The sequence below is a fragment of the Mesorhizobium sp. LEGMi-168a genome (assembly GCF_058312955.1).
Genome location: NZ_JBZEGV010000031.1, coordinates 1 through 26,005 on the forward strand (window position 1 = coordinate 1; position 26,005 = coordinate 26,005).

General features: G+C 64.8%; 23 protein-coding genes and 1 tRNA gene. 17 read left to right on the forward strand and 7 right to left on the reverse strand.

The window, feature by feature from the left end; translation table 11 throughout:
- The first annotated feature begins 304 nt into the window (after positions 1-304).
- From mnmG to AC4FWB_RS28310, 4 genes are all read left to right on the forward strand, one after another.
- Entirely contained in the window at positions 305-2,179 is a 1,875-nt protein-coding gene (gene mnmG / locus AC4FWB_RS28295) for a tRNA uridine-5-carboxymethylaminomethyl(34) synthesis enzyme MnmG (RefSeq protein WP_491029533.1), read from the forward strand.
- Positions 2,176-2,811, forward strand: a complete 636-nt coding sequence (gene rsmG, locus AC4FWB_RS28300) for a 16S rRNA (guanine(527)-N(7))-methyltransferase RsmG (RefSeq protein ID WP_491029534.1) — start codon at positions 2,176-2,178, stop codon at positions 2,809-2,811. Before mnmG ends, rsmG begins: the two co-directional genes overlap by 4 nt.
- A gap of 17 nt (positions 2,812-2,828) precedes the next feature.
- On the forward strand, positions 2,829-3,626 hold the full coding sequence (locus AC4FWB_RS28305) for a ParA family protein (protein WP_491029535.1): 798 nt from the start codon (positions 2,829-2,831) through the stop codon (positions 3,624-3,626).
- 68 nt (positions 3,627-3,694) lie between these two features.
- Positions 3,695-4,585, forward strand: a complete 891-nt coding sequence (locus tag AC4FWB_RS28310; RefSeq protein ID WP_491029536.1) for a ParB/RepB/Spo0J family partition protein — start codon at positions 3,695-3,697, stop codon at positions 4,583-4,585.
- 342 nt (positions 4,586-4,927) lie between these two features.
- Here the strand turns inward: AC4FWB_RS28310 and holA are convergent, their stop codons facing one another.
- Positions 4,928-5,971, reverse strand: coding sequence for a DNA polymerase III subunit delta (gene holA, locus AC4FWB_RS28315; protein WP_491029537.1), 1,044 nt, complete (start codon positions 5,969-5,971; stop codon positions 4,928-4,930).
- Positions 5,972-6,411: 440 nt separating this feature from the next.
- Between holA and AC4FWB_RS28320 the strand changes: the two genes are divergently transcribed.
- The 4 genes from AC4FWB_RS28320 to lpdA all read left to right on the forward strand — a co-directional run bounded on the left by AC4FWB_RS28320 (position 6,412) and on the right by lpdA (position 11,637).
- A complete protein-coding gene (locus tag AC4FWB_RS28320; protein ID WP_491029538.1) occupies positions 6,412-7,644 on the forward strand; it encodes a 3-methyl-2-oxobutanoate dehydrogenase (2-methylpropanoyl-transferring) subunit alpha in 1,233 nt (410 codons plus the stop codon).
- A gap of 2 nt (positions 7,645-7,646) precedes the next feature.
- Positions 7,647-8,660, forward strand: a complete 1,014-nt coding sequence (locus tag AC4FWB_RS28325) for an alpha-ketoacid dehydrogenase subunit beta (protein WP_491029539.1) — start codon at positions 7,647-7,649, stop codon at positions 8,658-8,660.
- 13 nt (positions 8,661-8,673) lie between these two features.
- Entirely contained in the window at positions 8,674-9,990 is a 1,317-nt protein-coding gene (locus AC4FWB_RS28330; protein WP_491029540.1) for a dihydrolipoamide acetyltransferase family protein, read from the forward strand.
- A gap of 234 nt (positions 9,991-10,224) precedes the next feature.
- Complete coding sequence (gene lpdA / locus AC4FWB_RS28335; RefSeq protein ID WP_491029541.1) at positions 10,225-11,637, forward strand: dihydrolipoyl dehydrogenase; 1,413 nt, start codon at positions 10,225-10,227, stop codon at positions 11,635-11,637.
- A gap of 119 nt (positions 11,638-11,756) precedes the next feature.
- Here lpdA and AC4FWB_RS28340 read toward each other — a convergent pair whose 3' ends face one another.
- On the reverse strand, positions 11,757-12,194 hold the full coding sequence (locus tag AC4FWB_RS28340) for a metallopeptidase family protein (RefSeq protein ID WP_320223674.1): 438 nt from the start codon (positions 12,192-12,194) through the stop codon (positions 11,757-11,759).
- On the opposite strand from AC4FWB_RS28340, the gene AC4FWB_RS28345 reads away from it, so the two are divergent.
- The 4 genes from AC4FWB_RS28345 (at position 12,193) to AC4FWB_RS28360 (ending at position 18,900) form a co-directional block, all read left to right on the forward strand.
- Complete coding sequence (locus tag AC4FWB_RS28345; protein WP_491029542.1) at positions 12,193-12,990, forward strand: hypothetical protein; 798 nt, start codon at positions 12,193-12,195, stop codon at positions 12,988-12,990. The genes AC4FWB_RS28340 and AC4FWB_RS28345 overlap by 2 nt on opposite strands.
- A 156-nt stretch (positions 12,991-13,146) precedes the next feature.
- The gene (locus AC4FWB_RS28350) at positions 13,147-14,166 is read left to right on the forward strand and encodes an ImuA family protein (protein WP_491029543.1); all 1,020 of its coding nucleotides are present in this window, start codon (positions 13,147-13,149) and stop codon (positions 14,164-14,166) included.
- Positions 14,108-15,586 (forward strand): DUF6504 family protein, encoded by a 1,479-nt coding sequence (locus AC4FWB_RS28355; RefSeq protein WP_491029544.1) that lies wholly within the window; start codon positions 14,108-14,110, stop codon positions 15,584-15,586. The genes AC4FWB_RS28350 and AC4FWB_RS28355 overlap by 59 nt, the downstream gene beginning before the upstream one ends.
- A complete protein-coding gene (locus AC4FWB_RS28360; RefSeq protein ID WP_491029545.1) occupies positions 15,583-18,900 on the forward strand; it encodes an error-prone DNA polymerase in 3,318 nt (1,105 codons plus the stop codon). Before AC4FWB_RS28355 ends, AC4FWB_RS28360 begins: the two co-directional genes overlap by 4 nt.
- Before the next feature lie 275 nt (positions 18,901-19,175).
- Here AC4FWB_RS28360 and AC4FWB_RS28365 read toward each other — a convergent pair whose 3' ends face one another.
- The 4 genes from AC4FWB_RS28365 to AC4FWB_RS28380 form a co-directional block, all read right to left on the reverse strand.
- Positions 19,176-19,418, reverse strand: a complete 243-nt coding sequence (locus tag AC4FWB_RS28365) for a Trm112 family protein (RefSeq protein ID WP_491029546.1) — start codon at positions 19,416-19,418, stop codon at positions 19,176-19,178.
- A gap of 71 nt (positions 19,419-19,489) precedes the next feature.
- Entirely contained in the window at positions 19,490-20,161 is a 672-nt protein-coding gene (locus AC4FWB_RS28370) for an LON peptidase substrate-binding domain-containing protein (protein WP_491029547.1), read from the reverse strand.
- Positions 20,162-20,367: 206 nt separating this feature from the next.
- Positions 20,368-21,363, reverse strand: coding sequence for a thioredoxin (gene trxA / locus AC4FWB_RS28375; protein ID WP_491029548.1), 996 nt, complete (start codon positions 21,361-21,363; stop codon positions 20,368-20,370).
- An 85-nt stretch (positions 21,364-21,448) separates the two neighbouring features.
- Positions 21,449-21,946 carry a prolyl-tRNA synthetase associated domain-containing protein gene (locus AC4FWB_RS28380; protein WP_491029549.1) on the reverse strand — a complete coding sequence of 166 codons (498 nt, stop codon included), beginning with the start codon at positions 21,944-21,946 and terminating at the stop codon, positions 21,449-21,451.
- 264 nt (positions 21,947-22,210) lie between these two features.
- On the opposite strand from AC4FWB_RS28380, the gene AC4FWB_RS28385 reads away from it, so the two are divergent.
- The 4 genes from AC4FWB_RS28385 to dcd all read left to right on the forward strand — a co-directional run bounded on the left by AC4FWB_RS28385 (position 22,211) and on the right by dcd (position 24,416).
- Positions 22,211-22,285, forward strand: a tRNA-Gly gene (locus AC4FWB_RS28385).
- A 194-nt stretch (positions 22,286-22,479) separates the two neighbouring features.
- Entirely contained in the window at positions 22,480-22,797 is a 318-nt protein-coding gene (locus AC4FWB_RS28390; protein WP_491029550.1) for a hypothetical protein, read from the forward strand.
- Positions 22,781-23,824: a M48 family metalloprotease gene (locus AC4FWB_RS28395; RefSeq protein ID WP_491029551.1), complete on the forward strand. Its 1,044-nt coding sequence runs from the start codon at positions 22,781-22,783 to the stop codon at positions 23,822-23,824. Before AC4FWB_RS28390 ends, AC4FWB_RS28395 begins: the two co-directional genes overlap by 17 nt.
- Entirely contained in the window at positions 23,805-24,416 is a 612-nt protein-coding gene (gene dcd / locus AC4FWB_RS28400) for a dCTP deaminase (RefSeq protein WP_491029552.1), read from the forward strand. Before AC4FWB_RS28395 ends, dcd begins: the two co-directional genes overlap by 20 nt.
- A 70-nt stretch (positions 24,417-24,486) precedes the next feature.
- Here the strand turns inward: dcd and AC4FWB_RS28405 are convergent, their stop codons facing one another.
- Positions 24,487-24,927, reverse strand: coding sequence for an Lrp/AsnC family transcriptional regulator (locus AC4FWB_RS28405; protein ID WP_491029553.1), 441 nt, complete (start codon positions 24,925-24,927; stop codon positions 24,487-24,489).
- Between the two features lie 144 nt (positions 24,928-25,071).
- On the opposite strand from AC4FWB_RS28405, the gene rocF reads away from it, so the two are divergent.
- On the forward strand, positions 25,072-26,004 hold the full coding sequence (gene rocF, locus AC4FWB_RS28410) for an arginase (protein ID WP_491029554.1): 933 nt from the start codon (positions 25,072-25,074) through the stop codon (positions 26,002-26,004).
- Position 26,005 lies beyond the last annotated feature (1 nt).

The window sequence follows — 26,005 nt, forward strand, 5'->3', positions numbered from 1 at the left end:
CAACCGCCAAGGTCGCGTCCTTGAAAAGCTGGGGTTTCCTCTCCCCCATGAACATGGGGGAGAGGTGGCCGCGCAGCGGCCGGAGTGGGGGCTGGCGCCGCAATATGCGATTGCCCTGGTTCTACCGGGGAGAAGGTGCCGGTCCACCCTCCGCAGCTGCAGCGCAGCTGCTGCGGGGGACGGGCAGGCGGATGAGGGGCGGCGCCGACGCTTCGCGCTGATGCGCTTCCCGCCACTGTATCCTTGACAGCGAAGGCCGTCGGGGACATGTGTCGGGACAAATCTCTGAAACTGGATTCTTGAAATGACCAATCACTATGATGTGGTGGTGGTGGGCGGCGGCCATGCCGGATGCGAAGCGGCCAGTGCCGCCGCGCGCGCCGGCGCCAGGACCGCGCTGGTGACGCTGCGTTTCGACACGATCGGCATCATGTCCTGCAACCCGGCCATCGGCGGCCTGGGCAAGGGCCATCTCGTGCGCGAGATCGACGCCATGGACGGATTGATGGGTCGCGTCGCCGACGCCGCCGGCATCCAGTTCCGCTTGCTCAACCGCCGCAAGGGCCCCGCCGTGCGCGGCCCGCGCACGCAGGCCGACCGCAAGCTCTATCGCCTCGCCATGCAGGCCGCGATTGGCGATCAGGCCAATCTCGACGTGGTCGAGGGCGAGGTGCTGGATCTCGAGATTGAAGACGGGCGGGTCGCGGCCGTGCTGGTTTCCGGCGATCGGCGCCTCGCCTGCGGCGCCGTGGTGCTGACGACGGGCACGTTCCTGCGCGGTCTGATCCATATCGGCGAGAAGAAGATCGTCGCCGGCCGCATGAACGAGCAGGCAAGCCACGGGCTTTCCGCGACGATGGCTCGTGCCGGCTTCAAGCTCGGGCGGCTGAAGACCGGGACGCCCCCTCGCCTCGACGGTCGCACCATCGACTGGACTTCGCTGGAAAGCCAAGCGGCGGACGAGGATCCGGTGCCGTTCTCACTGATGACCGACCGGATCGTTAATCCGCAGATCCATTGCGGCATCACCCGCACCATGCCGGCGACGCATGAGTTGATTCGCCTCAATCTGACCCGCTCGGCGATGTATTCCGGCTCGATCGAAGGCGTTGGGCCGCGCTACTGCCCGTCGATCGAAGACAAGATCGTCAAGTTCGGCGACCGCGAAGGCCACCAGATTTTTCTCGAGCCGGAAGGCCTCGACGACGACACCGTCTATCCGAACGGCATCTCGACGTCGCTGCCGGAAGACGTTCAGCTCGATATCCTGAAGACGATCCCAGGGCTGGAGAAGGCAACGATGCTGCAGCCCGGCTACGCGATCGAGTACGACCATGTCGATCCGCGCGAGCTCAAGACAACGCTGGAGACGAAGCGCGTCAGTGGTCTGTTTCTGGCCGGGCAGATCAACGGCACCACCGGTTATGAAGAGGCCGGCGCGCAAGGCTTGCTTGCCGGCATCAATGCCACGCGCAAGGCGTCGGGTGGCGATCCGGTCGTGCTCAGCCGTACCGAGGCCTATATCGGCGTGATGGTCGATGACCTCACCAGCCGCGGCATCGCCGAGCCTTATCGTATGTTCACCTCGCGGGCCGAGTTCCGGCTTTCGCTGCGGGCCGACAATGCCGACGAGCGACTGACGCCGCTGGCGGCAAAACTCGGGATTGCATCGTCGGAGCGCCTGCAGCGCTTTGGCGAGATTGCCGGAAAGCTCGACCACGCCCGCGCCTTGGCCAAGTCGATTACCTTCACGCCGAACGAAGCGGCGCGGCATGGGCTGGAGATCAACAAGGACGGCGTGCGGCGCTCGGCCTATGAGCTGCTCGCTCATCCCGGCGTCGACATGGCCTGGCTGACCCGCGTCGAACCGCGCTTTGCTGAGCTTGACGGCAAGACCAGAGAGCGGCTTGAGACGGAAGCGAAATACTCCGTCTACCTCGAACGCCAGCAAGCCGACGTCGCGCAGATCAGGCATGAGGAGTCGCGGCTCATTCCGGAGACCATCGACTTCTCCGATGTGCCGGGCCTGTCCAACGAGCTGAAGCAGAAGATGAAGTCGCGCCAGCCGCGCTCGATCGCCGATGCGCAGCGGATGGAAGGCATGACGCCGGCCGCGCTTGCCGTGATTGTCGCCCATGTCCGCAACGCCGAGCTCGCCGCGCGAAGGGACGTGGCGTGAGCGGCTGGGAAGACCTGCAGAAAGCGGCAGGCCCAGTTTCACGTGAAACATTCGAGCGGCTGCAAGCCTTCGAGCAGCTCTTCCTGAAATGGAACCGCAGCATCAATCTGGCGGCGCCGTCGACACTGGACGACGTCTGGCGCCGTCACATCCTGGACAGCGCCCAGCTCGGGCGAATCGCGCCGGCGGCCAAGCGCTGGGTGGACCTCGGCTCGGGTGGCGGTTTTCCCGGATTGGTGCTGGGTTTCCTGCTGGCGGAGCGGCCGGGCGCCTCGATCGATCTGGTCGAAAGCAACCGCAAGAAGGCGTCGTTCCTGCAATCGGTCATTGGCCAATTCGGCCTGCCGGCGCGTGTGCTGGCCCGGCGTATCGATGACAGCTATGCCTTTGTTTCCGAACCTGAAATTGTCACCGCTCGCGCCCTGGCCGCGCTTCCGGACCTGCTGGATCTTGCGGCACCCTGGCTGACGAAAGGGGCGCGCGCGCTTTTCCACAAAGGCCGGGATTATCGGGCCGAAGTGGAAGAAAGCGCTCACCGCTGGGCCTTCGATCTGGTAGAACATCCAAGCACGACCGATCCTCACGGCATCATCCTGGAAATCACCGATCTGCGTCCGGCGACCCCGCAATGAATTACTGGCATAAACCCATGAAAACTGGACCGCGTATCATCACCGTCGCCAACCAGAAGGGCGGCGTCGGCAAGACCACCACGGCCATCAACCTGGCGACGGCGCTGGCCGCGATCGGCGAGCGCGTGCTGATCGTCGACCTCGACCCGCAGGGCAACGCCAGCACCGGCCTCGGCATCGACCGCAAGGATCGCACCGTCTCGTCTTACGACGTGCTGACCGGCGAGCTGGAGCTGGAAGCGGCCGCGGTGCCGACCGCGGTGCCGGGCTTGTCCATTGTTCCCTCGACGCTCGACCTGCTCGGCATCGAGATGGAGATTGCCTCGGCCCCCGACCGGGTGCTGCGCCTGCGCAACGCACTGCGCGCCGCCGCCGAGCGAGCGGCGCCTTTCGGCTATGTGTTGATCGACTGCCCGCCGTCGCTCAACCTTTTGACCTTGAACTCAATGGCGGCGGCCGATTCGGTTCTCGTGCCGCTGCAATGCGAGTTCTTCGCGCTCGAAGGTCTCAGCCAATTGCTGGAAACGGTCGAGCAGGTGCGGCGCACGATCAATCAGGATCTCACCATCCAGGGCATCGTGCTCACCATGTATGACGGCCGCAACAACCTCGCCAACCAGGTGGTCCAGGACGTGCGCACCCATATGGGCGACAAGGTCTATGAGACCATCATCCCACGCAATGTGCGCGTTTCCGAAGCGCCCTCCTACGGCAAGCCGGCGATCCTTTACGATCTCAAATGCTCCGGCAGCCAGGCCTATCTGCAGCTCGCCTCCGAAGTGATCCGCCGCGAGCGCAAGCTGCGCGCGGCCTGAGCCGCGTGGCCTGGCCGAATTCCATTAACGAATAGCCGATTCGATTCCGAAACGATCTGGACAGAACAATGAGCGAAGACCAATCGAGAAAAAGACTGGGCCGCGGCCTCGCTGCGCTGATCGGCGAGATCGACCGCCCGGCGGCGCCGGAAAAGCCGACCGCGGTCGTGGCGGACGGCAAGGTCCCGATCGAATTCGTCAGCCCGAACCCGAAAAACCCGCGCCGGCATTTCGGCGACGTCGAGCTCACCGACCTCGCCCAGTCGATCCGCGAACATGGCGTGGTGCAGCCGGTGGTGGCGCGGCCGTCGCCGTCGCAACCCGGCCGCTACGAGATCATCGCCGGCGAGCGGCGTTGGCGGGCGGCGCAGCGCGCCGGCCTCACGGAGATCCCGCTCATTGTGCGCGACGTCAACGACCGCACGGCGCTGGAGCTGGCGATCATCGAGAACGTGCAGCGCGCCGACCTCAACCCGGTCGAGGAGGCGCAAGGCTACCAACAACTGATCGACGAGCATGGCTACACCCAGGCCGATCTCGGCCAGGTGATCGGCAAGAGCCGCAGCCATGTCGCCAACACGCTGCGGCTGCTGAAACTGCCCAATGTCATCCATGACATGCTGGTCGACGGCGATCTGTCGGCCGGTCATGCCCGCACGCTGGTCACCGCCGAGGATCCGGCCGGCCTCGCCAGGCGCATCGTCAAGGAAGGGCTTTCGGTACGCCAGGCCGAGGCGCTGGCGCAGATGCCCGCCGGACCGACGCCGGCCAAGACGAAGTCGGCGGCGAGCACGCCGGAGAAGGATCCCGACACGCTGGCGCTGGAAAAGCTGATGACCGATACGATCGGCATGATCGTGAGCATCGAGCACAAGAGCAAGGGCGGCACGCTGCGGGTCAACTATCGCACGCTGGATCAGCTCGACGAACTCTGCCGGCGTCTGAAGGACGAGCGGTAGGTCGTTGAGGTGCAACGGTATTTTGCCGGCTAATGAAGTTTTGGGTTAAGGACGGATACGCCTGATATATTGGTGATAGCTGAGACAGGGCTGGCCGTTGGGGCGGCCCTTCTCGGCGGGGGCGATTGGCGAAAGCGGTGGTGACAGCTGATCTCCCCCCTTGTGGGGGAGATGCCCGGCAGGGCAGAGGGGGGCGCGAAGGAATGCTGACCTAACCCGTACTTGGTCCAAATTTTGAAACGCAGTGAGCCGTTGCGTTGGTTAGCTGAGACGCTGGCGGGACAGCGCCCCCCTCTGGCTTGCCAGCCATCTCCCCCACAAGGGGGGAGATTGGCCAATCGCCTACCGCTGCCCCAGCCGCGCGCTCTCCACCGCAACCCCAAGCAGCGCCTGCCTTGCCAGCGCTTCCGACAAATCCGGGCGCTTGCGCGTTTGCAGCACCGCCGTCTGCAACCGGTTCAGCGCGCGGCCGAGCGCTTCGCTGTTCCAACGCTCGAGCGTCTTTTCGACCAGCTTGCGGCGCGAGAAGAAAACGGGCGGGCGGGCGCCTGCGATGACCGAGGCGGCGTTGCGGCCGCCGGTCTCCATTTGGCTGCGCATGACTTGCATCGCCTGCAATTGCCGCATTGCCGAGGACAGCACCAGGAAAGGGTGGCCGCCCGACTGGCAATGCCGGGTAAACGCAACGTCGAAATCGCCGACCTTGCCGTCGAGCATGGCGTCGACGGCATCATCGAATGAGGCGCCGGAGACGTCGCCCGACAAGGCGTTGACGTCATCGACATCGATCTCTTTCTTGCCGTGGGCGTAAAGCACCAGCTTCTCGATCTCGCCGCGCGAGGCCAGCCGGTCGCCGCCGAGATTGCGGCGCAGCGCCTGGCGGGCGTCGAGCGCCATCGACATGCCGGCCTTGCGCAATTCGTCGTCGATCACGGTATCGAGGTCGCGGGCCTCATCGGCATAGCAGGGCAAGGCAATGGCGTTGCCGGCAGCCTCGACGATGGCCCGCAAGCCCGTGCCCTTCTTCAGGTCGCCGGCTTCGATGAGAATGATCGCGTCCCGCGCTGGCTCGGTCGTCAGCGCCTTGATGTCGTCGGCCAGCGCCTTCTGGCCGCTGGCATTGCGCACCCAGAGCAGCCGCCGGTCGGAAAACATCGGCACGGTGCGCGCCTCGTCGAGCAGCCGGCCTTCGTCGCGGTCGACCTCCGCGCCGTCCAGCTTGACCACCGAGAACGGATCGTCGAGCGGCAGGCCGGTCTTCGTGGCAAAGGTCTTCGCCCGCTCCGCGACCAGGCCGCGGTCGGGACCGTAAAGCAGGACGATCCCCATGGCCGGGTCCGGCTTCGCGAGCCACGAATCGACCTCGTATCCTTTCTTCTGTGCCATGCGGGGTGAGTTAGCATGGGGCGGGTGAGCGAACCAGCGGCCTCTCCTTCTCCCCTTGTGGGAGAAGGTGTCGCCGAAGGCGACGGATGAGGGGTGCTCCAGGGAAAGCCGGCGTCTCACCCCGCTGGAACACCCCTCATCCGTCTCGGCGCTATCGCGCCGATCCACCTTCTCCCACAAGGGGAGAAGGGAAGACCGCGCCAAGCCCTCGCCACCCGCTAATTGCTTATCTGGCGGGAAACCCTGCGCAATCTTGTCCCAAATTGCGCGGCGCCTGAAAACATCGACAAGAAATTTCGCCGCCATATCTGCATCTTGTCGCCGCGCGCCGCGCCAGTCTTCAAAGGCCGGTGGCCGGGAGGACGGCCGCAATCTCGCCCGATGAAATGGCGGCGCGGATGTGCAAATATCGCACCGGCAACATTGGAGGACGTGAGCTGATGGCCGATGCTGGAATGTTGCGCTTTCATGTGCCCGAGCCAGAGGTTCGGCCCGGCGGCACGCCCGATTTCTCGAATGTGACCATTCCCAAGGCCGGCTCGGTGCCGCGGCCGGAGATCGACGTCGATCCGCGCACCATCCGCGACATGGCCTTCTCCATCATCCGCGTGCTCAACCGCGTCGGCGAGGCCGTCGGCCCGTGGGCGGGGCTGCTCAGCGACGAGGAACTGCTCGAAGGCCTGCGTCACATGATGACGCTGAGGACCTTCGACGCGCGCATGCAGATGGCGCAGCGCCAGGGCAAGACCTCCTTCTACATGCAGCATCTCGGCGAAGAGGCGGTGAGCTGCGCTTTCCGCAAGGCGCTGCAGCCCGGTGACATGAATTTCCCGACCTATCGGCAAGCCGGCCTGCTCATCGCCGACGGCTACCCGATGGTCACGATGATGAACCAGATCTATTCCAACGAGGCCGATCCACTGAAGGGCCGGCAGCTGCCGATCATGTATTCGTCGAAGGAGCATGGCTTCTTCTCGATCTCCGGCAATCTGGCGACGCAGTACATCCAGGCGGTCGGCTGGGCGATGGCCTCGGCGATCTCCAACGATTCGCGCATCGCCGCCGCCTGGATCGGCGACGGCTCGACGGCGGAATCCGATTTCCATGCGGCGCTGGTTTTCGCCTCGACCTACAAGGCGCCGGTCGTGCTCAACGTGGTCAATAACCAGTGGGCGATCTCGACATTCCAAGGCATCGCGCGCGGCGGTTCCGGCACCTTCGCCGCGCGTGGCCTCGGCTTCGGCATCCCGTCGCTGCGCGTCGACGGCAACGATTATCTCGCAGTCCATGCCGTGGCCAAATGGGCGATCGAGCGGGCGCGGCGCAATCTCGGGCCGACGCTGGTCGAATTTGTCACCTACCGGGTCGGCGCGCATTCGAGCTCGGACGATCCCTCCGCCTACCGGCCGAAGGCCGAGTCCGACGCCTGGCCGCTCGGCGACCCGGTCATCCGGCTGAAGAACCATCTCATCCACAAGGGCGTGTGGTCGGAGGAGCGCCACACCCAGGCGGAGGCCGAGATTCTCGAGGCCGTGATCGCGGCGCAGAAAGAGGCCGAAAGCCACGGCACGCTGCATGCGGGCGGCAAGCCGTCGACGCGCGACATGTTCGAAGGCGTCTACGCCGAGATGCCGCCGCATCTCAGGCGCCAGCGCCAGCAGGCGGGGGTCTGACCATGCCGAGACGCACCATGATCGAGGCGATTCGCGACGCCATGGACGTGTCGATGGCGCGCGACGAGCGCGTCATCGTCTATGGCGAGGATGTCGGCTTCTTCGGCGGCGTCTTCCGCTGCACGCAAGGCCTGCAGGCCAAATACGGCAAGAGCCGCTGCTTCGACGCGCCGATCAGCGAATCCGGCATCGTCGGCTCGGCCATCGGCATGGCCGCATACGGGCTGAAGCCCTGCGTCGAGGTGCAGTTTGCCGACTATGTCTATCCGGCCTATGACCAGATCGTCTCGGAGGCGGCGCGGCTGCGCTATCGTTCGAACGGCGACTTCACCTGCCCGATCGTGGTGCGCATGCCGACCGGCGGCGGCATTTTCGGCGGCCAGACGCACAGCCAGAGCCCGGAAGCGCTGTTCACGCATGTCTCCGGGCTGAAGACGGTGGTGCCGTCCAATCCGCACGACGCCAAGGGGCTGCTGATCGCGGCGATCGAGGACCCGGATCCGGTCATCTTCCTCGAGCCGAAGCGGCTCTACAACGGCCCCTTCGACGGCCATCACGACCGGCCGGTCACGCCGTGGTCGAAGCATGAGCTCGGCGAGGTCGCCGACGGCCATTACACGATCCCGCTCGGCAAGGCGGCGATCCGCCGGCAAGGCGCGGCGGTCACGGTTCTAGCCTACGGCACCATGGTCTATGTCGCTGAGGCCGCAGCCGAAGAGACCGGCATCGATGCCGAGATCATCGATCTCAGGACGCTTCTGCCGCTCGACCTCGACGCGATCGTCGCCTCGGTGAAGAAGACCGGGCGCTGCGTCGTCGTGCATGAGGCGACGCTCACCTCCGGCTTCGGCGCCGAGCTGGTCGCGCTGGTGCAGGAGAACTGCTTCTACCATCTGGAAGCCCCGGTGGCGCGGGTCGCCGGCTGGGACACGCCGTATCCGCATGCGCAGGAATGGGAGTATTTCCCCGGCCCGGCGCGGGTCGGGCGCGCGCTCGTCGAGACCATGGAAGCCTGAGGGAGGTCGGACGATGGGCGAATATGTGATCAAGCTTCCCGATGTCGGCGAAGGCGTCGCCGAGGCCGAGCTCGTCGAATGGCATGTCAAGATCGGCGACCTGGTGCGCGAGGACGCCGTCTTGGCCGCCGTCATGACCGACAAGGCGACGGTCGAGATCCCGTCGCCGGTCGACGGCGAGATCCTGTGGCTCGGCGCCGAGATCGGCGATACGGTGGCGATCGGCTCGCCGATCGTGCGGCTGAAAGTGGCCGGCGAAGGCAATATGAAGGGCGCCACCGCCGAGGCCGCGCCGAAGGCAGGGGCGGCGCCCAAGCCGGATGAGGCGAAGGCCGAACCGGCCATGAGCGCTCCAAAAGCGGCGCCGAAGCCGGCGGAGCCGGCGGCGAAAGTGTCGACTCCGGTCGCGACGCCGAAAGGCACGCGCCCGGCGTCCGTCACCGGCGCGCCGCGCGCCGAAGGCGAAAAGCCGCTGGCCTCGCCGGCTGTGCGGCTGCGCGCCAAGGAAGCCGGCATCGACCTTCGCCAGGTTGCCGGCAGCGGGCCGGCCGGGCGCATCAGCCATGAGGATATCGAGGCCTTCCTGGCGCGCGGTCCGCAGCTTGCCCGCGCCACCGGCCTTGCCCAGAAGGACGGCGTCGAGGACATCAAGGTCGTCGGCCTGCGGCGCAAGATCGCCGAGAAAATGTCGCTCGCCAAATCGCGCATCCCTCATATCACCTATGTCGAGGAGATCGACGTCACGGCGCTGGAAGAGCTGCGCGCCACGCTCAACAAGGAGAAGCGGCAGGACCGTCCCAAGCTGACGCTGCTGCCGTTCCTGATGCGGGCGATGGTCAAGGCGATCGCCGACCAGCCGAACCTCAACGCGTTGTTCGACGACGATGCGGGCATCATCCACCAGCATGAAGGCATCCATATCGGCATCGCCGCGCAGACGCCCAGCGGGCTGGTGGTGCCGGTGGTCAAGCATGCCGAGGCGCGCGACCTGTGGGACTGCGCCGCCGAGGTCAACCGGCTGGCCGAGGCGGCCAAGTCCGGTACGGCGACGCGGGACGAGCTTTCCGGCTCGACCATCACCATCACCTCGCTCGGCGCGATGGGCGGCGTGGCGACGACACCGGTCATCAACTATCCGGAGGTGGCGATCGTCGGCGTCAACAAGATGATGGTACGGCCGGTGTGGGACGGCACGCAATTCATGCCGCGCAAGATGATGAACCTGTCGTCCAGCTTCGACCATCGCGTCATCGACGGCTGGGACGCCGCGGTGTTCGTGCAGCGCATCAAGGCGCTGCTCGAGACGCCGGCGCTGATTTTCGTGGATTGACGCGATGGGATCGATCGCGAACGTTGCGGCGCCGGGAGGGGGGCTCCCCCTGCGCCCCTTGTGGGAGACGGTGTCGCCCCAGGCGACGGATGCGGGGTGCTCCAGGGAACGCCGACGTCTCACTCCGCTGGAACACCCCTCATCCGTCTCGGCGCTGTCGCGCCGATCCACCTTCTCCCACAAGGGGAGAAGGAAAAGATGCGCCGCGGCCTTCGCCAAGAGGAAGCAGTCGACATGAAAGAGATCTCCTGCAAGCTGCTCGTCATCGGCGCCGGTCCCGGCGGTTATGTCTGCGCCATCCGCGCCGGCCAGCTCGGCGTCGATACGGTGATCGTCGAAGTCGGCAAGCCGGGCGGCACTTGCCTCAATGTCGGCTGCATTCCCTCCAAGGCGCTCATCCACGCGGCGGAGGAGTTCGAGAAGATCGCGCATATGGCCGGCGGCAAGGATCCGCTCGGGATCAAGGTTGCGGCGCCGGCGCTCGATCTGGTCAAGACCGTCGCCTGGAAGGACGGCATCGTTAGCCGGCTCAACAGCGGCGTCGCCGGTCTGCTCAAGAAGGCCAGGGTCAAGACCGTGCATGGCTGGGCGACGTTTCGCGACGGCAAGACCGTCGAGGTCGAGACCGAGACCGGGACGCAGGTGATCCGCGCCGAGACGGTCGTGATCGCCACCGGCTCGGCCGCGGTCGAATTGCCGTTCCTGCCTTTCGGCGGTGCGGTCATCTCGTCGACCGAGGCGCTGGCGCTCAACGAAATGCCGAAGACGCTCGCCGTCGTCGGCGGCGGCTATATCGGGCTGGAACTCGGCATGGCCTTCGCCAAGATGGGCTCTCATGTCACCGTGGTCGAAGCGCTGCCGCGCGTGCTGGCGCAGTACGATGCGGAATTGACCAGGCCGGTGCTCAAACGTCTGGGCGAGCTTGGCATCGAGGTGATGACGGAGGCAAAGGCCAAGGGGCTGTCGACCCAGGGACAGGCGGGCAAGGGCGACGCGCTGCTGGTGGAGACGGCCGACGGCAAGAACGCCAAGCTCGCCGCCGACAAGATTTTAGTCACGGTCGGCCGCAAGCCGCTGACCGATGGCTGGGGGCTGGAGCAGATCGATCTCGACAGGGCGGGAAAATTCATCCGCATCGACGACCAGTGCCGGACCTCGATGCGCGGCATCTACGCCATCGGCGACGTCACCGGCGAGCCGATGCTGGCGCATCGCGCCATGGCGCAGGGCGAGATGGTGGCGGAGATCGTCGCCGGCCACAAACGAAGCTGGGACAAGCGGGCGATCCCGGCAATCTGCTTCACCGATCCCGAGCTGGTCACGGCCGGCCTGTCACCGGAAGAGGCGAAGGCGCTCGCCGGGGAGATCAAGGTCGGGCAGTTTCCCTTCGCCGCCAACGGCCGCGCCATGACCAAGCAGGGCGAGGACGGCTTCGTCCGTGTCGTCGCCCGCGCCGACAACCATCTGGTGCTCGGCATCCAGGCGGTCGGGCAGGGCGTGTCGGAACTGTCGGCGGCCTTCGGCCTGGCGCTCGAAATGGGCGCGCGGCTGGAGGACATCGCCGGCACCATCCACGCGCACCCGACGCAAGGCGAAGGCTTCCAGGAAGCGGCGCTGAAGGCGCTGGGGCACGCGCTGCATATTTGAGCGCGTAGGGCGGGCGTCTAGAGCGGTTCAGCGTTTCTCGGAAACGCAGAACTGCTCTATCCCTTTGCTTTGGCGCAATTCCGGACGGAAAACCGTTACACACTTTTCCTGGAATTGCTTTAGCCTGCCGCAGCCTGCTCCGCCGCTTCCTCGATCCGCTCCATATCGTCGTCCGAGAGCCCGAAATGGTGGCCGATCTCGTGGATCAGCACATGGGTGACGATGTCGCCCAGCGTCTCCTCGTTCTCGGCCCAGTAGTCGAGGATGGCGCGGCGGTAGAGCGTGATGCGGTTCGGCCCTTCGCCGGTCTGCGGGTTCCAGCGCTCGGCGATGCCGCGTCCCTCGAACAGGCCGAGCAGGTCGAAGGGCGTCTCCAGCGACAGGTCGTCCATGATCTCGTCGGTCGGGAAGTCGGCGATCTGGATGACGATCTCGCCGGTGAGCTTGCGGAACTCTTCCGGCAGATGGGCGTAGGCCTCCAGAGCCAGAAGCTCCATTTCCTCCATCGACGGCGAGAGTTGGTCGTGCCAGGTACGGGTCTTGTAGATGCGGGCCATGAAATTTCCTTTGATCCCGGCATATAGGCTTTCGCGCCGATTGAGGCAAATGAGCCGGCGGGCTGGCTGCTTCTGGGGCGATGGAATAAAGGCTCGCCAATGGTCACGCCAAGACATTTGGCTTCGCAACCTGTCTGCGCCTATTGTGGGCGTTATGAAATTCACTCTCGTCTACCAGGGGCAGCTCTCGGCGAGCGGCAACAAATCCAAGACCAAAGAGGTCTTCAAAATTCGCGAGGCCATTAGTCCTCAACTGAAGACCTTATGGGAAACTAGCAGAGCGCTAAATGTATTACAGAATGTCGGATGGGCGCCGAACCCGAATGGACCGCAGATTGGCTTAGCGGTGGACGAAAGCGGCATATTGTCCCCGAGGAAAGCTAACGAATTTTACCCCGGGGCTTACGTTCCACTATTCGGAGAACTTCCAGTCGGCCAAAGTCAATATGTTCCGCTGGTTAGAAAGTCACTCCATTTGGCCTGCGACCTAAGCGTTCTCTTCTTGCGTCAAGAAGATCCTGGCAATCTCATTACGCAAGCTGGTGACATCGACGGACGGATTAAAACCCTGCTTGACGCACTGCGCATGCCTACGATGGACGAGCAGCACGCAGCCGGCGTTGATGGAGTAACTTTGCATGTGCTGATGGAGAGCGATGCTCTTGTGACGGGATTGAAAGTCAATACGGAGCGCTTGCTTTTCCCAAAAACCGAGTTCGTCAACGAGGTCCATCTAGTGATCGAGGTTGGCATCCGGGTTCTGCAAGTGGTACCGGAAAACACTTGCCTATTGTAGCGCTGGCGGTTGCCAGCGCGGAGCACCTCTCCAAGGCGTGATGGATACCCTATCGATTTCAAGGAATAAATTCCTTGCGACTCCGCTTGACTCTTCCGGGGTCCTCTGGAATCTATAAGAACATAACAGGAACAATTGCTGCCGGAAGTGAACGTCATGGCGATGAGCGCCGTGGCGCGGGAAACTGTTTTTGCCCTGCGCCGCCAGATCGCGAAAATCGAGGGAACGCTGCCCGAGCGCCTTGAGGCGCCGGCACGCGGCGGGCCTGTCTATGTCGCCCGGTCGGGCATCACCCCCGAGACCAACATCATCCGGCGCGGCCTCGCGGTGGCCTCGCCGGATGCTTTCCTGCACACCGGCATCGAGCGCCTCGATACCGCCCTTGGCGGCGGCCTGCCCAAGGCGGCGCTCAGCGAAATCCATGGGCTGGAGACCCGTGATGCCGGCGCCGTCGCCGGCTTCGCGCTGTCGCTCATCAGCCTGCTCCTCAGGGACAAGCCGGGCCGGCCGCTCCGCGGGATCCGCACGGCGGAGATCTTTCGCGAGGCCGGCTTTCCCTATGCGAGCGGGCTCCAGGCCCTGTTCGGCATCGCGCCGGAGCAATTGCTGTTTTCCGAGGCGCCGAAGCTGCTCGACGCGCTCTGGATCGCCGAGGAGGCCGCGCGCATGACGGCCTTCGCCGCCGTCATCCTCGAGATCCGCGGCAGCCAGCGGCTTCTCGACCTTACCGCCACGCGGCGGCTGCACGCCCGCGCCCAAAGCGCCGGCCGCCCGGTGCTTTTGCTGCGCCAGGCCGGCGAGGCCGAACCCACGGCCGCGCCCGTGCGCCTCATCGTTTCGGCCGCCCCCTCAGCCAGCCGCGAGACGGTCGCCGGCCCGCTCGCCGGCTCGATCGGCCGCCCCGCCTTCACCGTCGATATCGGCAAGAGCCGCACGGCCCTGCCCGGACAATTCACACTGGAGTGGAACCCCGATGAGCACGCTTTTGCAGAAAGAACAGAGAATTCTGTCGCTGTGGTTCCCGTACCTCTGCGCGGAGCGGATCCTGCGCCAGCGTCTGGGGCGGTCCTGGCGTTCGCGGCCCTCGCATCACCTGCCCCCGCCTCATCCACCGCTTGTGATCAGCCATCGCGACAGCAACGCCCAGCGCATCGCAGCCCTCGACGAGCGGGCTGAGGCGCTGAAGCTGAAGCGCGGCATGGGCATTGCCGATGCGCGCGCCATGCATCCCTCGATCGACGTGGTGGAAGCCGACGCGGAAGCCGACCGCCGCCTGCTCGAAGGCCTTGCCGACTGGTGCGACCGCTACACGCCGCTGGTGGCGATCGACGGCGAGGACGGGCTGTTCCTCGACGTCACCGGCTGCACGCATCTGTTCGGCGGCGAGCGCGCCATGCAGGACGAGATTCTTTCTCGCTTCTTCCAGCAGGGTTTCGATGTCCGCGCCGGACTGGCCTCGACGCCGGGGGCGGCCTGGGCGGCGGCGCGCTTCCACGGCGACCGCATCGTAGCCCTCGGCGAGGAGGAGGCGCTGCTTTCGCCCCTGCCGCTTTCGGCGCTGCGCATCGCGCCGGAAACCCGCGTCAGCCTGGAGAGCGTCGGCCTGCGCACGGCGGGCGCGGTGATGGCGGCGCCCCGCGCGCCGCTCGCCCGCCGCTTCGGCGCCAGCTTGCTGCTGCGGCTCGACCAGGCGCTCGGCCGCCTCGACGAGGCCGTGTCGCCGCGCCTTCCCGTGGCGCCGCTCTCGGTCGAGCGCCATCTTGCCGAACCGGTCATGCTCACCGACGATATCGAGCGGCTGGTGAGCCGGCTGGCGATCGCCTTGAAGGCCGATCTCGAGCGCCGCGGCGAGGGCGCAAGGGCGCTGGCGCTTCTCCTCTTCCGCGTCGACGGCGCCGTCAGCCGCATCGCCGTCGGCACCTCGCGTCCGATGCGCGAGCCGATGCTGATCAAAAGATTGTTCCATGAGCGGCTGACCGCGCTGGAACAAAACATCGATGCCGGCTTCGGCTTCGACCTCGTGCGGCTGTCGGTGCTTTCAGTCGCCGCTTTCGACATGCTGCAGGGTGACCTTGCCGGCGAAGCGGACGACGATGACGCCGACATCGCCCTTTTCGCCGACCGCATCCGCGCCCGCCTTGGCGAGGCCGCCGTGCTGAAGCCGGTCGTCGTCGAAAGCCATCTGCCGGAGCGCGCCGTGACCACAGTGCCTTTCGCGGAAGCGCCGCAAAGGCGCATGCCGCCGAACCGGTCCGACCGCTCGGCGCCGCCGATGACCATCTACACGCCGGAGCGACCGGTGCGGCTGTTCCGCTTGCCGGAGCCGATCGAGGTGCCGGCGACCGAGATCCCCGAGGGCCCGCCGATGAATTTCCGCTGGCGGCGCGCGCTCTACCGCGTCGCCCGCGCCGAAGGGCCGGAGCGCATCGCCGCCGAATGGTGGCGGCAACTGCCCGGCGAGGAGGCGGCGCCGACCCGCGACTATTACCGCATCGAGGACAGCGAGGGTCGCCGTTACTGGCTCTACCGCCAGGGCCTCTACAGCAGCGCCGCGCAGGCCGCGCCGCGCTGGTTCATGCATGGGGTCTTCGCATGAACGCGCTGACCGTCATCCCCTATGCCGAGTTCGGCATCCAGTCGAACTTTTCCTTCCTGCGCGGCGCCTCGAAGCCGGAAGAGCTGGTGGTGACGGCAAAATTCTACGGCTTTGCCTCGATCGGGCTTGCCGACAGGAACACGGTCGCCGGCGTCGTGCGCGCCTGGCAGCAGGCGAAGGTCGAGAAGCAGGCCTATCACCCCGGCTGCCGCCTGGTGTTCCGCGACGGCACGCCGGACATTCTTGCCTACCCGCAGGACCGCAAGGGCTGGGGGCATCTCTGCCGCATGCTGACCCAAGCCAATCTGCGTGACGAGAACGAGAAGGGCGCGACGCTGCTTGAGCTCAGCGATCTGCTCGAATGGGGCGATCGGATGTCGCTGGCGGTCCTGCCCAATCTGTCGGGCAGCGCGGAAGGCAATCTGACGCTCATTAGCCGGCTCAAAGATCGTTTCGGCGCGGCGCTCCGGCTGGCTGTGGCGCCGGATTATGGCGGCAGCGACCGCTTCCGCATCGAGCAGGCGGCGGCGATGTCCGAACAGGCGCGCGTCCCGCTGATGGCGACCAACGACGTGCTCTATCATGCCGCCGAGCGCCGGCCGCTGCAGGACGTGCTCACCGCGATCCGCCTCAACACGCCGGTTTCCGAGGTCGGGCTTGAGCTGATGGCGAATGCCGAGCGCCATCTGAAGCCGCCGCTGGAGATGGCGCGCCTTTTCCGCCGCTACCCGCAAGCGCTGACGGAAACGCTGCGCTTCGCCGATGAATTGACCTTCTCGTTCAGCGACCTCGAATACAACTATCCGGACGAGCCGACCGAATCCGGTCTCGGGCCGCAGGCCGAGCTCGAACGCCTGGCGCGGGAAGGGGCGGCAAGGCGCTATCCCGCAGGTGTTCCTGACCATGTCACGCAGCGCATCGATGAAGAACTCGCCCTCATCGAGCGGCTGAACTATGCGCGCTATTTCCTGACCGTCTACGACATCGTGAAATTCGCCCGCAGCCAGAACATCCTTTGCCAGGGGCGCGGTTCGGCGGCCAATTCGGTCATCTGCTTCTGCATCGGCATCACCGAAGTCGGGCCCGACCGGATCGACGCGCTGTTCGAGCGCTTCATCTCCGAGGAGCGCAACGAGCCGCCCGACATCGACGTCGATTTCGAGCATGAGCGGCGCGACGAGGTCATCGCCTATATCTACGACAAATACAGCGCCAAGCGCACCGCGCTTGCCGCCGCCGTCATCAGCTATCGCGGCCGTTCGGCGCTGCGCGAGGTGGCGAAGGCCATGGGTCTCTCGGAAGATGTCCGGAGCGCGCTGTCGAGCACCATCTGGGGCTGGTCGACCTCCGAGCTCGGCGAAAGGGAGGCCAATGCCGGCGGCCTCGACCGTACCGATCCGCTGTCGCGGCAGGTGCTGGAGCGCGCCAACGAGATCATGGGCTTTCCTCGCCACCTCTCCCAGCATGTCGGCGGCTTCGTCATAACCCGCGACCGGCTCGACGAGGTCGTGCCCATCGTCAAGACGGCGATGGAGGAACGCAAGATGGTCGAGTGGGACAAGGACGATCTCGACGCGGTGAAGATCCTCAAGGTGGACGTGCTGGCGCTCGGCATGCTGACCTGCCTGAAGCGCGCCTTGACCCTGCTCACCAATCATTATCCGGAAGCGCGGGATCTGTTTGGACGACCCTACGTGCTCGCCACTCTCCCGGAAGAGGACAGGCGCGTCTACGCCATGATCAAGCGGGCCGACACGCTCGGCGTCTTCCAGATCGAGTCGCGCGCGCAGATGTCGATGCTGCCGCGGCTCAGGCCGGAAAATTTCTACGACCTCGTCATCGAGGTGGCGATCGTGCGGCCCGGCCCGATCCAGGGCGACATGGTGCATCCCTATCTGCGTCGACGGCAGGGCAAGGAGGACGTCAATTACCCCAGCTCCGAGCTGAAGAAGATCCTTGGCAAAACGCTCGGCGTGCCGCTGTTCCAGGAACAGGCGATGAAGATCGCCATCGTCGCCGGCGGCTTCCGGCCTGGCGAGGCCGACGAGCTACGCCGCGCCATGGCGACCTTCAAGCGCACCGGCACGATCGGCAACTACCGCCAGCGCATGATCGACGGCATGGTCGGCAATGGCTATGAGAAGGAGTTTGCCGAGCGCTGCTTCAAGCAGATCGAAGGTTTTGGCGAATACGGCTTCCCGGAAAGCCACGCCGCCTCCTTCGCGCTGCTGGTCTACGCCTCCTGCTGGTTCAAGACCTTCTTTCCCGACGTCTTCTGCGCCGCGATCCTGAACGCGCAGCCGATGGGTTTTTACCAGCCGGCGCAGCTCGTCCGCGATGCGCGCGACCATGGCGTCGAGGTGCGCGAGGTCGACATCAACCACTCCGTCTGGGACTGCACGCTGGAGGAAGCCGCCTTCGATCCCTCGCGCATCCTCGAACGCCATGCCTCGATGCGCGCCGTCATCGAGACGGCGCATGCCGTGCGGCTCGGCTTCCGCCAGGTCAAGGGGTTGTCCGAGGAGCGCATGGAGGCCGCCGTCGCCCGGCGCGGCGACGGTTACGTGTCGGTCAGGGATGTCTGGCTGCGCTCAGGCCTCGATGTCGGCGAGATCGAAAGGCTGGCCGAGGCCGACGCCTTCCGCTCGCTCGGCCTCGACCGCCGCGCCGCGCTCTGGGAAGTGCGCGCGCTCGACGGCAGGAGCGCCGCCGAAAAGCTGCCGCTGTTCGACCGGCCCGCTCTCGGCCTACGCGAATTGGAACCCGAAACGAAGCTGCCAAAAATGCCGCTCGGCGAGCATGTCGTCCACGACTACCGCTCGCTCGGCCTGTCGCTGAAGGAGCACCCCGTCGCCTTCCTGCGCGAACGGCTCACCCGCGCCGGCATCACGCCCAATGCCCGCCTGCCGTCGGTGCGCGACGGCCGTCGCGTCACCGTCGCCGGCCTGGTGCTGGTGCGCCAGCGCCCCGGCAAGGGCAACGCGATCTTCCTCACGCTCGAGGATGAAAAGGCGATCGCCAACGTCATCATCTGGCCGCGCGTCTTCGACCGCTTCCGCTCGGTCGTCATGGGCGCGCGCTTCATCCGCGTCACCGGCAAGCTGCAGCAGGAATCCGACGTCATCCACATCGTCGCCGACAGGATCGAGGATTTGACCCCCTGGCTGAGCGTGCTTCTGCGGCCGCCCATCATCGAGCATCAGCCAGCTGGGGACACCGCTCCCGCGAACCGCGGGCTATCGGTTCGTCAGGACATCGAGACCCTGTCGGGTGCCGCGCAGCAGGTCATGCCGAAGGGGCGGAATTTTCAGTGAAGGCGGTACGAGGAAGCGGGAGCCCAACTGCGGTGTCGCCGCGATGCAGAACTTTGATGTCGGCGGGACAGCGCCCCCCTCTGGCCTGCCGGCCATCTCCCCCACAAGGGGGGAGATCGGCGGCTTCGGCGCCCCGCCCATTTTGCAATGTTGGAGATTGGCGAAAGCCGGCGCGAAATCCAATCTCCCCCCTTGTGGGGGAGATGTCCGGCAGGACAGAGGGGGGCGCGAAGGATCGCCGACCTACGTCGTTGCACCTATGAGGACACCGCCACTCACGACGGCCCGCTCAGCCGCGGCGGCGTCGGCATATCATCGGCCGAGATCGTGCGCGCTTCCGAAGGCAGCATGATCGGGATGCCGTCGCGCACCGGATAGGCGAGCTTCGCCACGCGCGAGATCAGCTCGCTGCGTTCCTCGTCCCAGGTCAGCGGTCCCTTGGTCAGCGGGCAAGCGAGCAATTCCAGCAGTCTTGGGTCGACCGTGGCTTTCCGTCCGTCACGCCCATCCGCCGCCATCGCACCCAACTCCATAGGCTTAAGTGTGTTGAGATCCAGGTCAGGCCGGCATCACCTGAATATCAGCGCACTTACTGCAGGCTCGAGCCAAAATCCTCATCCTCGCGCGCCAGCGTTATTTCGGTGATGGCGATCAGCGTCTCGGCGCGCGTCTTCAGGTCCGCCGCTTCGAGCAGCGCCTGCTTCTCGGCCGGCCCGTAGGGCGCCATCATCGACAACGCATTGACCAGCATTCCATTCTCGGCGCGGCTGACGCTTTCCCAATCGGCTTCGAGGTCATTGGCTTGCAGATAGGCGCGGAACGCCTTGAGCAGAGCCGGTCGGTCGACCTCGGCGGCGGCCTGGTCCTCCTCGAGATCTGTCAGGAACGGCGCGATCCGGCACTGCCGGAACGGTGTCTTCGCCGCCAGTTCCTGCGTCACGCGGAAGCGGCAGACGCCTTGCAGCGAAATCAGGTAGCGCCCGTCGCCGGTTTCGGCGAGCGAGATGATGCGCCCGGCGCAGCCGACGCTGCACAGCTCCGGCTCGCCGTCGCCGCGCAGCGCGCCGTCGAGGCTGGGCTGGATCATGCCGATCAGCCGGGTCCCGGCCATCGCCTGGTCGATCATCTGCAGGTAGCGCGGCTCGAAAATATTGAGCGGCATGCGGCCGCCCGGCAAGAGCAGCGCTCCGGCGAGCGGAAACACCGGGATCGTCGACGGCAGATCCCTCGCGAGCCGATAGCGGGCGTTTCCGACCTGCACTTCAACCCTCCGCCTGCGCTTCAACCCTCAAGAGCGTCGCCGGCCAGCGTGTCAAACCTGCGATCTCCCCAAACCTGCCTCCTCTGGCGCGGCTTGCCTATTCAACCATTTGTCGGCAGGGCAAGCCACTGCCCCCTATCTGGCGCAGCCGCCGCTTCGCGCAAGCCCCTTACCAAAAGGGGCCGGCGACAAAGCCGGCAAAGCGCTCACGAGAACAGCAACGACGAGAGCTTGCGCCGCGCCGCAAGCGTCGCCTCGTCGGCCATCCCCCACGCCTCGAAGAACTTCAAGAGTTGCGCCCTGGCGCCGTCGTCGTTCCATGTCCGGTCGGCCTTGACGATCGCCAAGAGGTTGTCGGCGGCCTGCGTCTTCTCGCCGCGCGCGTTCTGGACCATCGCCAGGTCGAAGCGCGCCTGATGATCGTTCGGATCGGCGGCGAGCCGGCGCTCGAACTCGGCCGGGTTGCCGAGCGCCGCCGCTTCCGCGGCCAGCGTCATCCTGGCGCGCAGCGCGGCGATCGCCGGCGCGTCCTTCTTGTCCTCGGGCGCCTTCGCCAGCACCGCCTCGGCGCCTTCGCTGTCGCCGGCCTCGAACAGGATCTCGCCCAGGCCCGCGATCGCTTCGACGGTTTCGGGCGCCTGCTCGAGGATCGCGTCATAGATGTCGGCCGCGGCCTGGACGTCGCCGGCCCCGCGCGCCTCGGCGGCCGCGGCCAACGCGTCGGTGATCTGCGGCGCGCCGCCGCCTCCCTTGCCGCCGACCTTCTGGATGAATTGGGTGATCTGGCTTTCCGGAATCGCGCCCATGAAGCCGTCGACCGGCTGGCCGTCCTTGAAGACGATGACCGCGGGGATAGACTGGATGCCGAGCTGGCCGGCGACCGAGGGATGGTCGTCGATGTTCATCTTGACCAGCTTGACCTTGCCGCCGGCGGCCTGGACCGCCTTTTCGAGCTGCGGCGTCAGCTGCTTGCAGGGACCGCACCAGGGCGCCCAGAAGTCGACCAGAACCGGCTGGCGGCGCGATTCCTGGATGACGTCGGCCGCGAATGTCGCGGTCGTGGTGTCCTTGATGAGATCCGCGGCCGAGGGCGCCTCGCCGAGCGACACCTTGGCGCGGTCGCCGCCGCCATACTGGACGGATTGGGCGTACTGGCCGGCATTGCCGCCAAATGAGCCGCTGAACGGGTTGTTGTCACTCATGTCGTCGCCCTTTCGGTCGCGCCGCCGCCGGCATGAAGGCGCGGCGCGTCATTGTCGGATTTCGGTTTCGCCCTCCATGTGGCGATCAAGCCGAGACTTTCAAGATAACAGCATCGTGGCCGGTTGCCTCGACGAATCTGACGAGATCGGCGGCGGCGATGGTCGTCGTCGCCTCATTGGTCAGCGGATGGCCGTTGATGACCTCGTGGCTCATCAATTCCTGGTCGAGAACCACCTTCACCCGGCCGGCGGTGTCGTTGATCAGGCCGAAGACGGTGACCGCGCCCGGAATGACGCCGAGCAGCTCCATCAGCATTTCCGGCTTGCCGAAGGAGACGCGGCTGGCGGCGCCGATCAGATGATGGATCTGCTTCAGATCGACCTCCGCCTCCTCGCCGACGGTGACGAGAAAGAAATTGTCCTTCTTGTCCTTGAGGAAGAGGTTCTTGGTGTGCCCGCCGGGGATTTCGCCGCGCAGCGCCTGCGAATCGGCGACCGTGAACAAAGGCGGGTGGCGCACCGTCGAGACGGAGATGCCGAGGTCGGCAAGAAAGGCGTAAAGCTCGGCTTCGGTCTTCGGCATCGGTCCTCACTTCGTCTTGAAGGTCATGCCGTTTACGGCCAACGATGCCCTCGGGGCAAGGCGCCAGAGCAATTCCAGGAAACGTGCGTAGCGGTTTTCCGTCCGGAATTGCGCAAGACGCTTAGTGTGGGCCAACGAAATCCGCCTGTTCGGACGCAACCTTCAGCGCACGAAGAGCTAGCTCCAAAAAGACCGTCATTTCCCTGTTGCAATCGCCGCGCTCTTCGGCCATATAGGCGCGGCTTGCGGCCCAAGGCCGCGCGAGCGGGTGTAGCTCAGGGGTAGAGCACAACCTTGCCAAGGTTGGGGTCGGGCGTTCGAATCGCCTCACCCGCTCCAGTTTCCCTTAAGGAAATTAAGCACTTATGAAATGGGCCGGATCGATCCGGCCTTTTTCATTTCTGGCGGCAGCACGCGCGCGGCGCCTTCAATCCAGATAACTTTATCCATGACCACAAAATTTGCTCGCGTCGACTCTTGACTGCTGTCCTGGGCAGATTCATAGATTAGATTCACGGCTTTAGGAGACTTTCATGCTGGCCGCCGCTTCGCCCGAACGCGAAAAGTTTCCGTATCTTTTCCATCTGGCGCTGGAACTTGTTAGCGCAGGAAAGGATCTTCCTGAGCCACTCTCCAAACATATGGAACTGGTCTCTCGCCAAGCGATGGACGTTCTAATGAATCCAACGGCCGTTTCCGCAAATACACTGCCAGAGGCGATTCAGCTTGCGCTGCAATTGCGCTCATCTGAACAATTGAGAAGGGCTTTCCCTCCGGATCTCAGTGGATTCACAGCAGTAGCGGCCCGGACACTGCTCGCGCTAGAGCAAAGCCGTGCGGCCTCGCATTGATCTCAGCCTTATCCGACAGAGCCTTCGCCTTCTCAACGATTCCACATTTTTTGACCGCAGGCTGCACGACTTTACCGAGCACCTTATCGGGGCGATCGATCACGTCTTAGCGAGGGCCTCTCAATACGACAGTGCGATCGTAACGCAGTTCGCTGGTCTGATGCGCCGCGTACAGTCTTACTTGGCTGGCAGCACCACGAACGAAATACCGTACGAGGTTGTCTACTGTCTGAATAACGCCCTGGCTCCCTGGGTTAATCGCGAAACGATCATCGTGACCAGTCTCACCGAGGGACACAACTTCCATTTGCTCCCCGTAGACCCCTGGAATTTCATTCGCACTGCCATCACTGGCTACGATACGGGTGGGTTCAACATCCTGTTGGTGATGATTGGCGTCCCCAGACTGTATTCACACAAACCAGTGTTCTGCCTTCCGCTCTTTCATGAACTGGGGCACTTCGTCGACGTCGCCCACAAAATCTCCGATCTCACGGTCCTTCGCAACTCGGCAGCGATTGCACCGCCCGGCGCAGACGAACTCGCTCACAGGCGCGAATTCTTTGCAGATCTGTTTTCCAGCTGCTTTGTAGGATATGCCGGAATAGAGGCTCTCACGGCAATCGCCGCAAACAATCCGGCGTCGTACACCCACCCCTCGACGATCGATCGAGTTAAGGTCGTGTCTGACTTCCTCTCGCAAGTGAGCAATCCAATCGTCGACATGTTCACTGACGCGGTATCCGCGCGAGGATTGCCAAGCCTTGAGATCGTTTCCTCAAAGGCCGATTTGACAGCCGATTTTGATGATCTGCGGACGTTTGTCAGCTCAAATATCAGAGAGGTCTTCGGAATTTTTGAATCGGCTTGGCGCTATATGTTTAACGCCATCGACAACGGGCGAAACCCTTGGGAGCTCGCTTCGGTTCGAGAGACCGATATCGAAACGATCGTAAACGACCTCACGGAGAAATCCATCCGAAACTACGCACTGAGAGCCACTTGGAATGAAGCTGCTGCGCCGTGATGACATTTCGGCCCGGCTAAAAGCCAAGAACCGGAAACGCCTCTACATCGATCCCCTGTTGGACGAAAGCCAATTGGGCGAAGTGACAGTCGATCTCAGACTAGGGACTGACTTCCTGGTTTCGGTCGTCACGAGGCGTCCGTCGATCGATTCAGGCCAACGCCCCGAGCAATCGCGAGGGATAGCTTCCTACTTTCGCAGTTCGCGTAGAGAACTCGGAGACAAGTTCGTTCTCTATCCAAGTCAGATAGTGCTGGCGACAACGTTAGAATACGTTGGACTTCCTGACGATGTCTATGCCGACATCATCTCAAGGTCGAGTTTCAGCCGCCTTGGGATCCAACACAACACCATGATACAACCGGGGTTTCGAGGCTGCATCCCGTTAGAACTGTCCAACCATGGAAGTACGCCAGTCGAACTCGTTGTGGGTGTGCGCTTAATTCAAGCGAGGCTCACCCAACTGACAGGCGCCAGCCGGTATCAGTCGAAATCGGCGAATCGAAAATATTTTGGCAACGTGCGCCCAATGGTATCAAAGGCTCAGCATGATCCCGATCTGGATACGCTGACGAAGCTGAGAGAGATGTAGTCAGCCACGGTTCGCCGCGGTTTTTTCGCATTTTGAACCGGCGTTCTAACAACGCCAGCTTCCGCAAACCCTACGCCAGCCTCGCCCTGGTCGTCCGCGGCGTCGCCAAGAGCAGGCTGGTCTCGCTCCCGGTAATGCCAGGGATCAGCCTTATCCGCCGCAGCACGGCGTCGAAATCGGTCAGCGAAGCGGTGCCGAGCTCGACCACAAGGTCCCAGCGGCCGTTGGTGGTGTGGATGGTGGAGACCTCTGGAAAGCCGCCGAGCGCCCGGATGACGCGGTCGGCGGCGTGGCCCTCGATCTCGATCATCATGACGCCGCGTATCTTCTGATCGACCGCGTCGGCGCGCAGCACCACCGTGTAGCCGATGATCTCGCCGGATTTTTCCAGCCGCTCCATGCGCGCCCTGACCGTCGCGCGCGAGACGCCGAGATCGAGCGCGAGATCGGAGACGCTGCGCCGCGCATCGTGCCTGAGCAGCGTCACCAGCCTTTCGTCGAGCGCGTCCATGCTTTTCCATTTCGATCAAATCATTTGCCGATATGATAGATCAGGCTTCGCGAAATGCCAATTTTTCCTGTTCAAACCGCCAGGCGGCGATGGTTCAATCCTTCGATCAATCGCCAGATCAATTGCAAGAGGGCGGAAAGAATCATGCGCTGCAGGATCGTCGGCGCGCCGGTGCAGGACGGCGCGGGCAGGATGGGATGCGAGATGGGGCCGAGCGCTTTGCGCACCGCCGGGCTCGTCTCGGTGCTGTCGGAGCTTGGCCACGAGGTCGAGGACTGGGGCGCGGTTGAGAAGGCTGAGGCGCGCGCTGTCGCTCACGGCAATCTCGCGCTGAAGGCCCTGCCCGAAATCTCCGCGTGGACGACGGCGATCGCCGAAACCGCCTACACGGCTTCGAGCGAGGCCATGCCGATCTTCCTCGGCGGCGACCACTCGATCTCCGCCGGCACGGTCTCCGGTGTGGCGCGCCGCGCCGCAGAGCGGGGCCGGCCGCTCTTCGTGCTGTGGCTCGACGCGCATCCGGATTTCCACACGCTCGACACCACCACCAGCGGCAATCTGCACGGCGTGCCGCTTGCCTATGCCAGCGGCCGGCCGGGTTTTTCGGGCTATTTCCCGGATCTGCCCACGGCGGTCGACCCCGCCCGCGTCTGCACCATGGGCCTGCGCAGCGTCGATCCGGCCGAGCGCCGCGCGCTGAAGGAGGCGGGTGTGACCGTGCACGACATGCGCGCCATCGACGAGCACGGCATCGCCCCGCTGCTGCGCGCCTTCCTGAGCCGTGTGGAGAAGGAGAACGGGCTCCTGCATGTCAGCCTCGATGTCGATTTCCTCGACCCGTCGATCGCGCCGGCCGTCGGCACCACCGTGCCCGGCGGCGCCACTTTTCGCGAAGCGCATCTGGTGATGGAGATGCTGTCCGATAGCGGCCTGGTCTCCAGCCTCGACCTGGTCGAGCTCAACCCGTTCCTCGACGAGCGCGGCCGCACCGCGACCCTGATGGTCGACCTGACCGCCAGCCTGATGGGCCGCCGCATCATGGACCGCCCGACCCGCAGCCATTCCGGAAGCCTCTGAC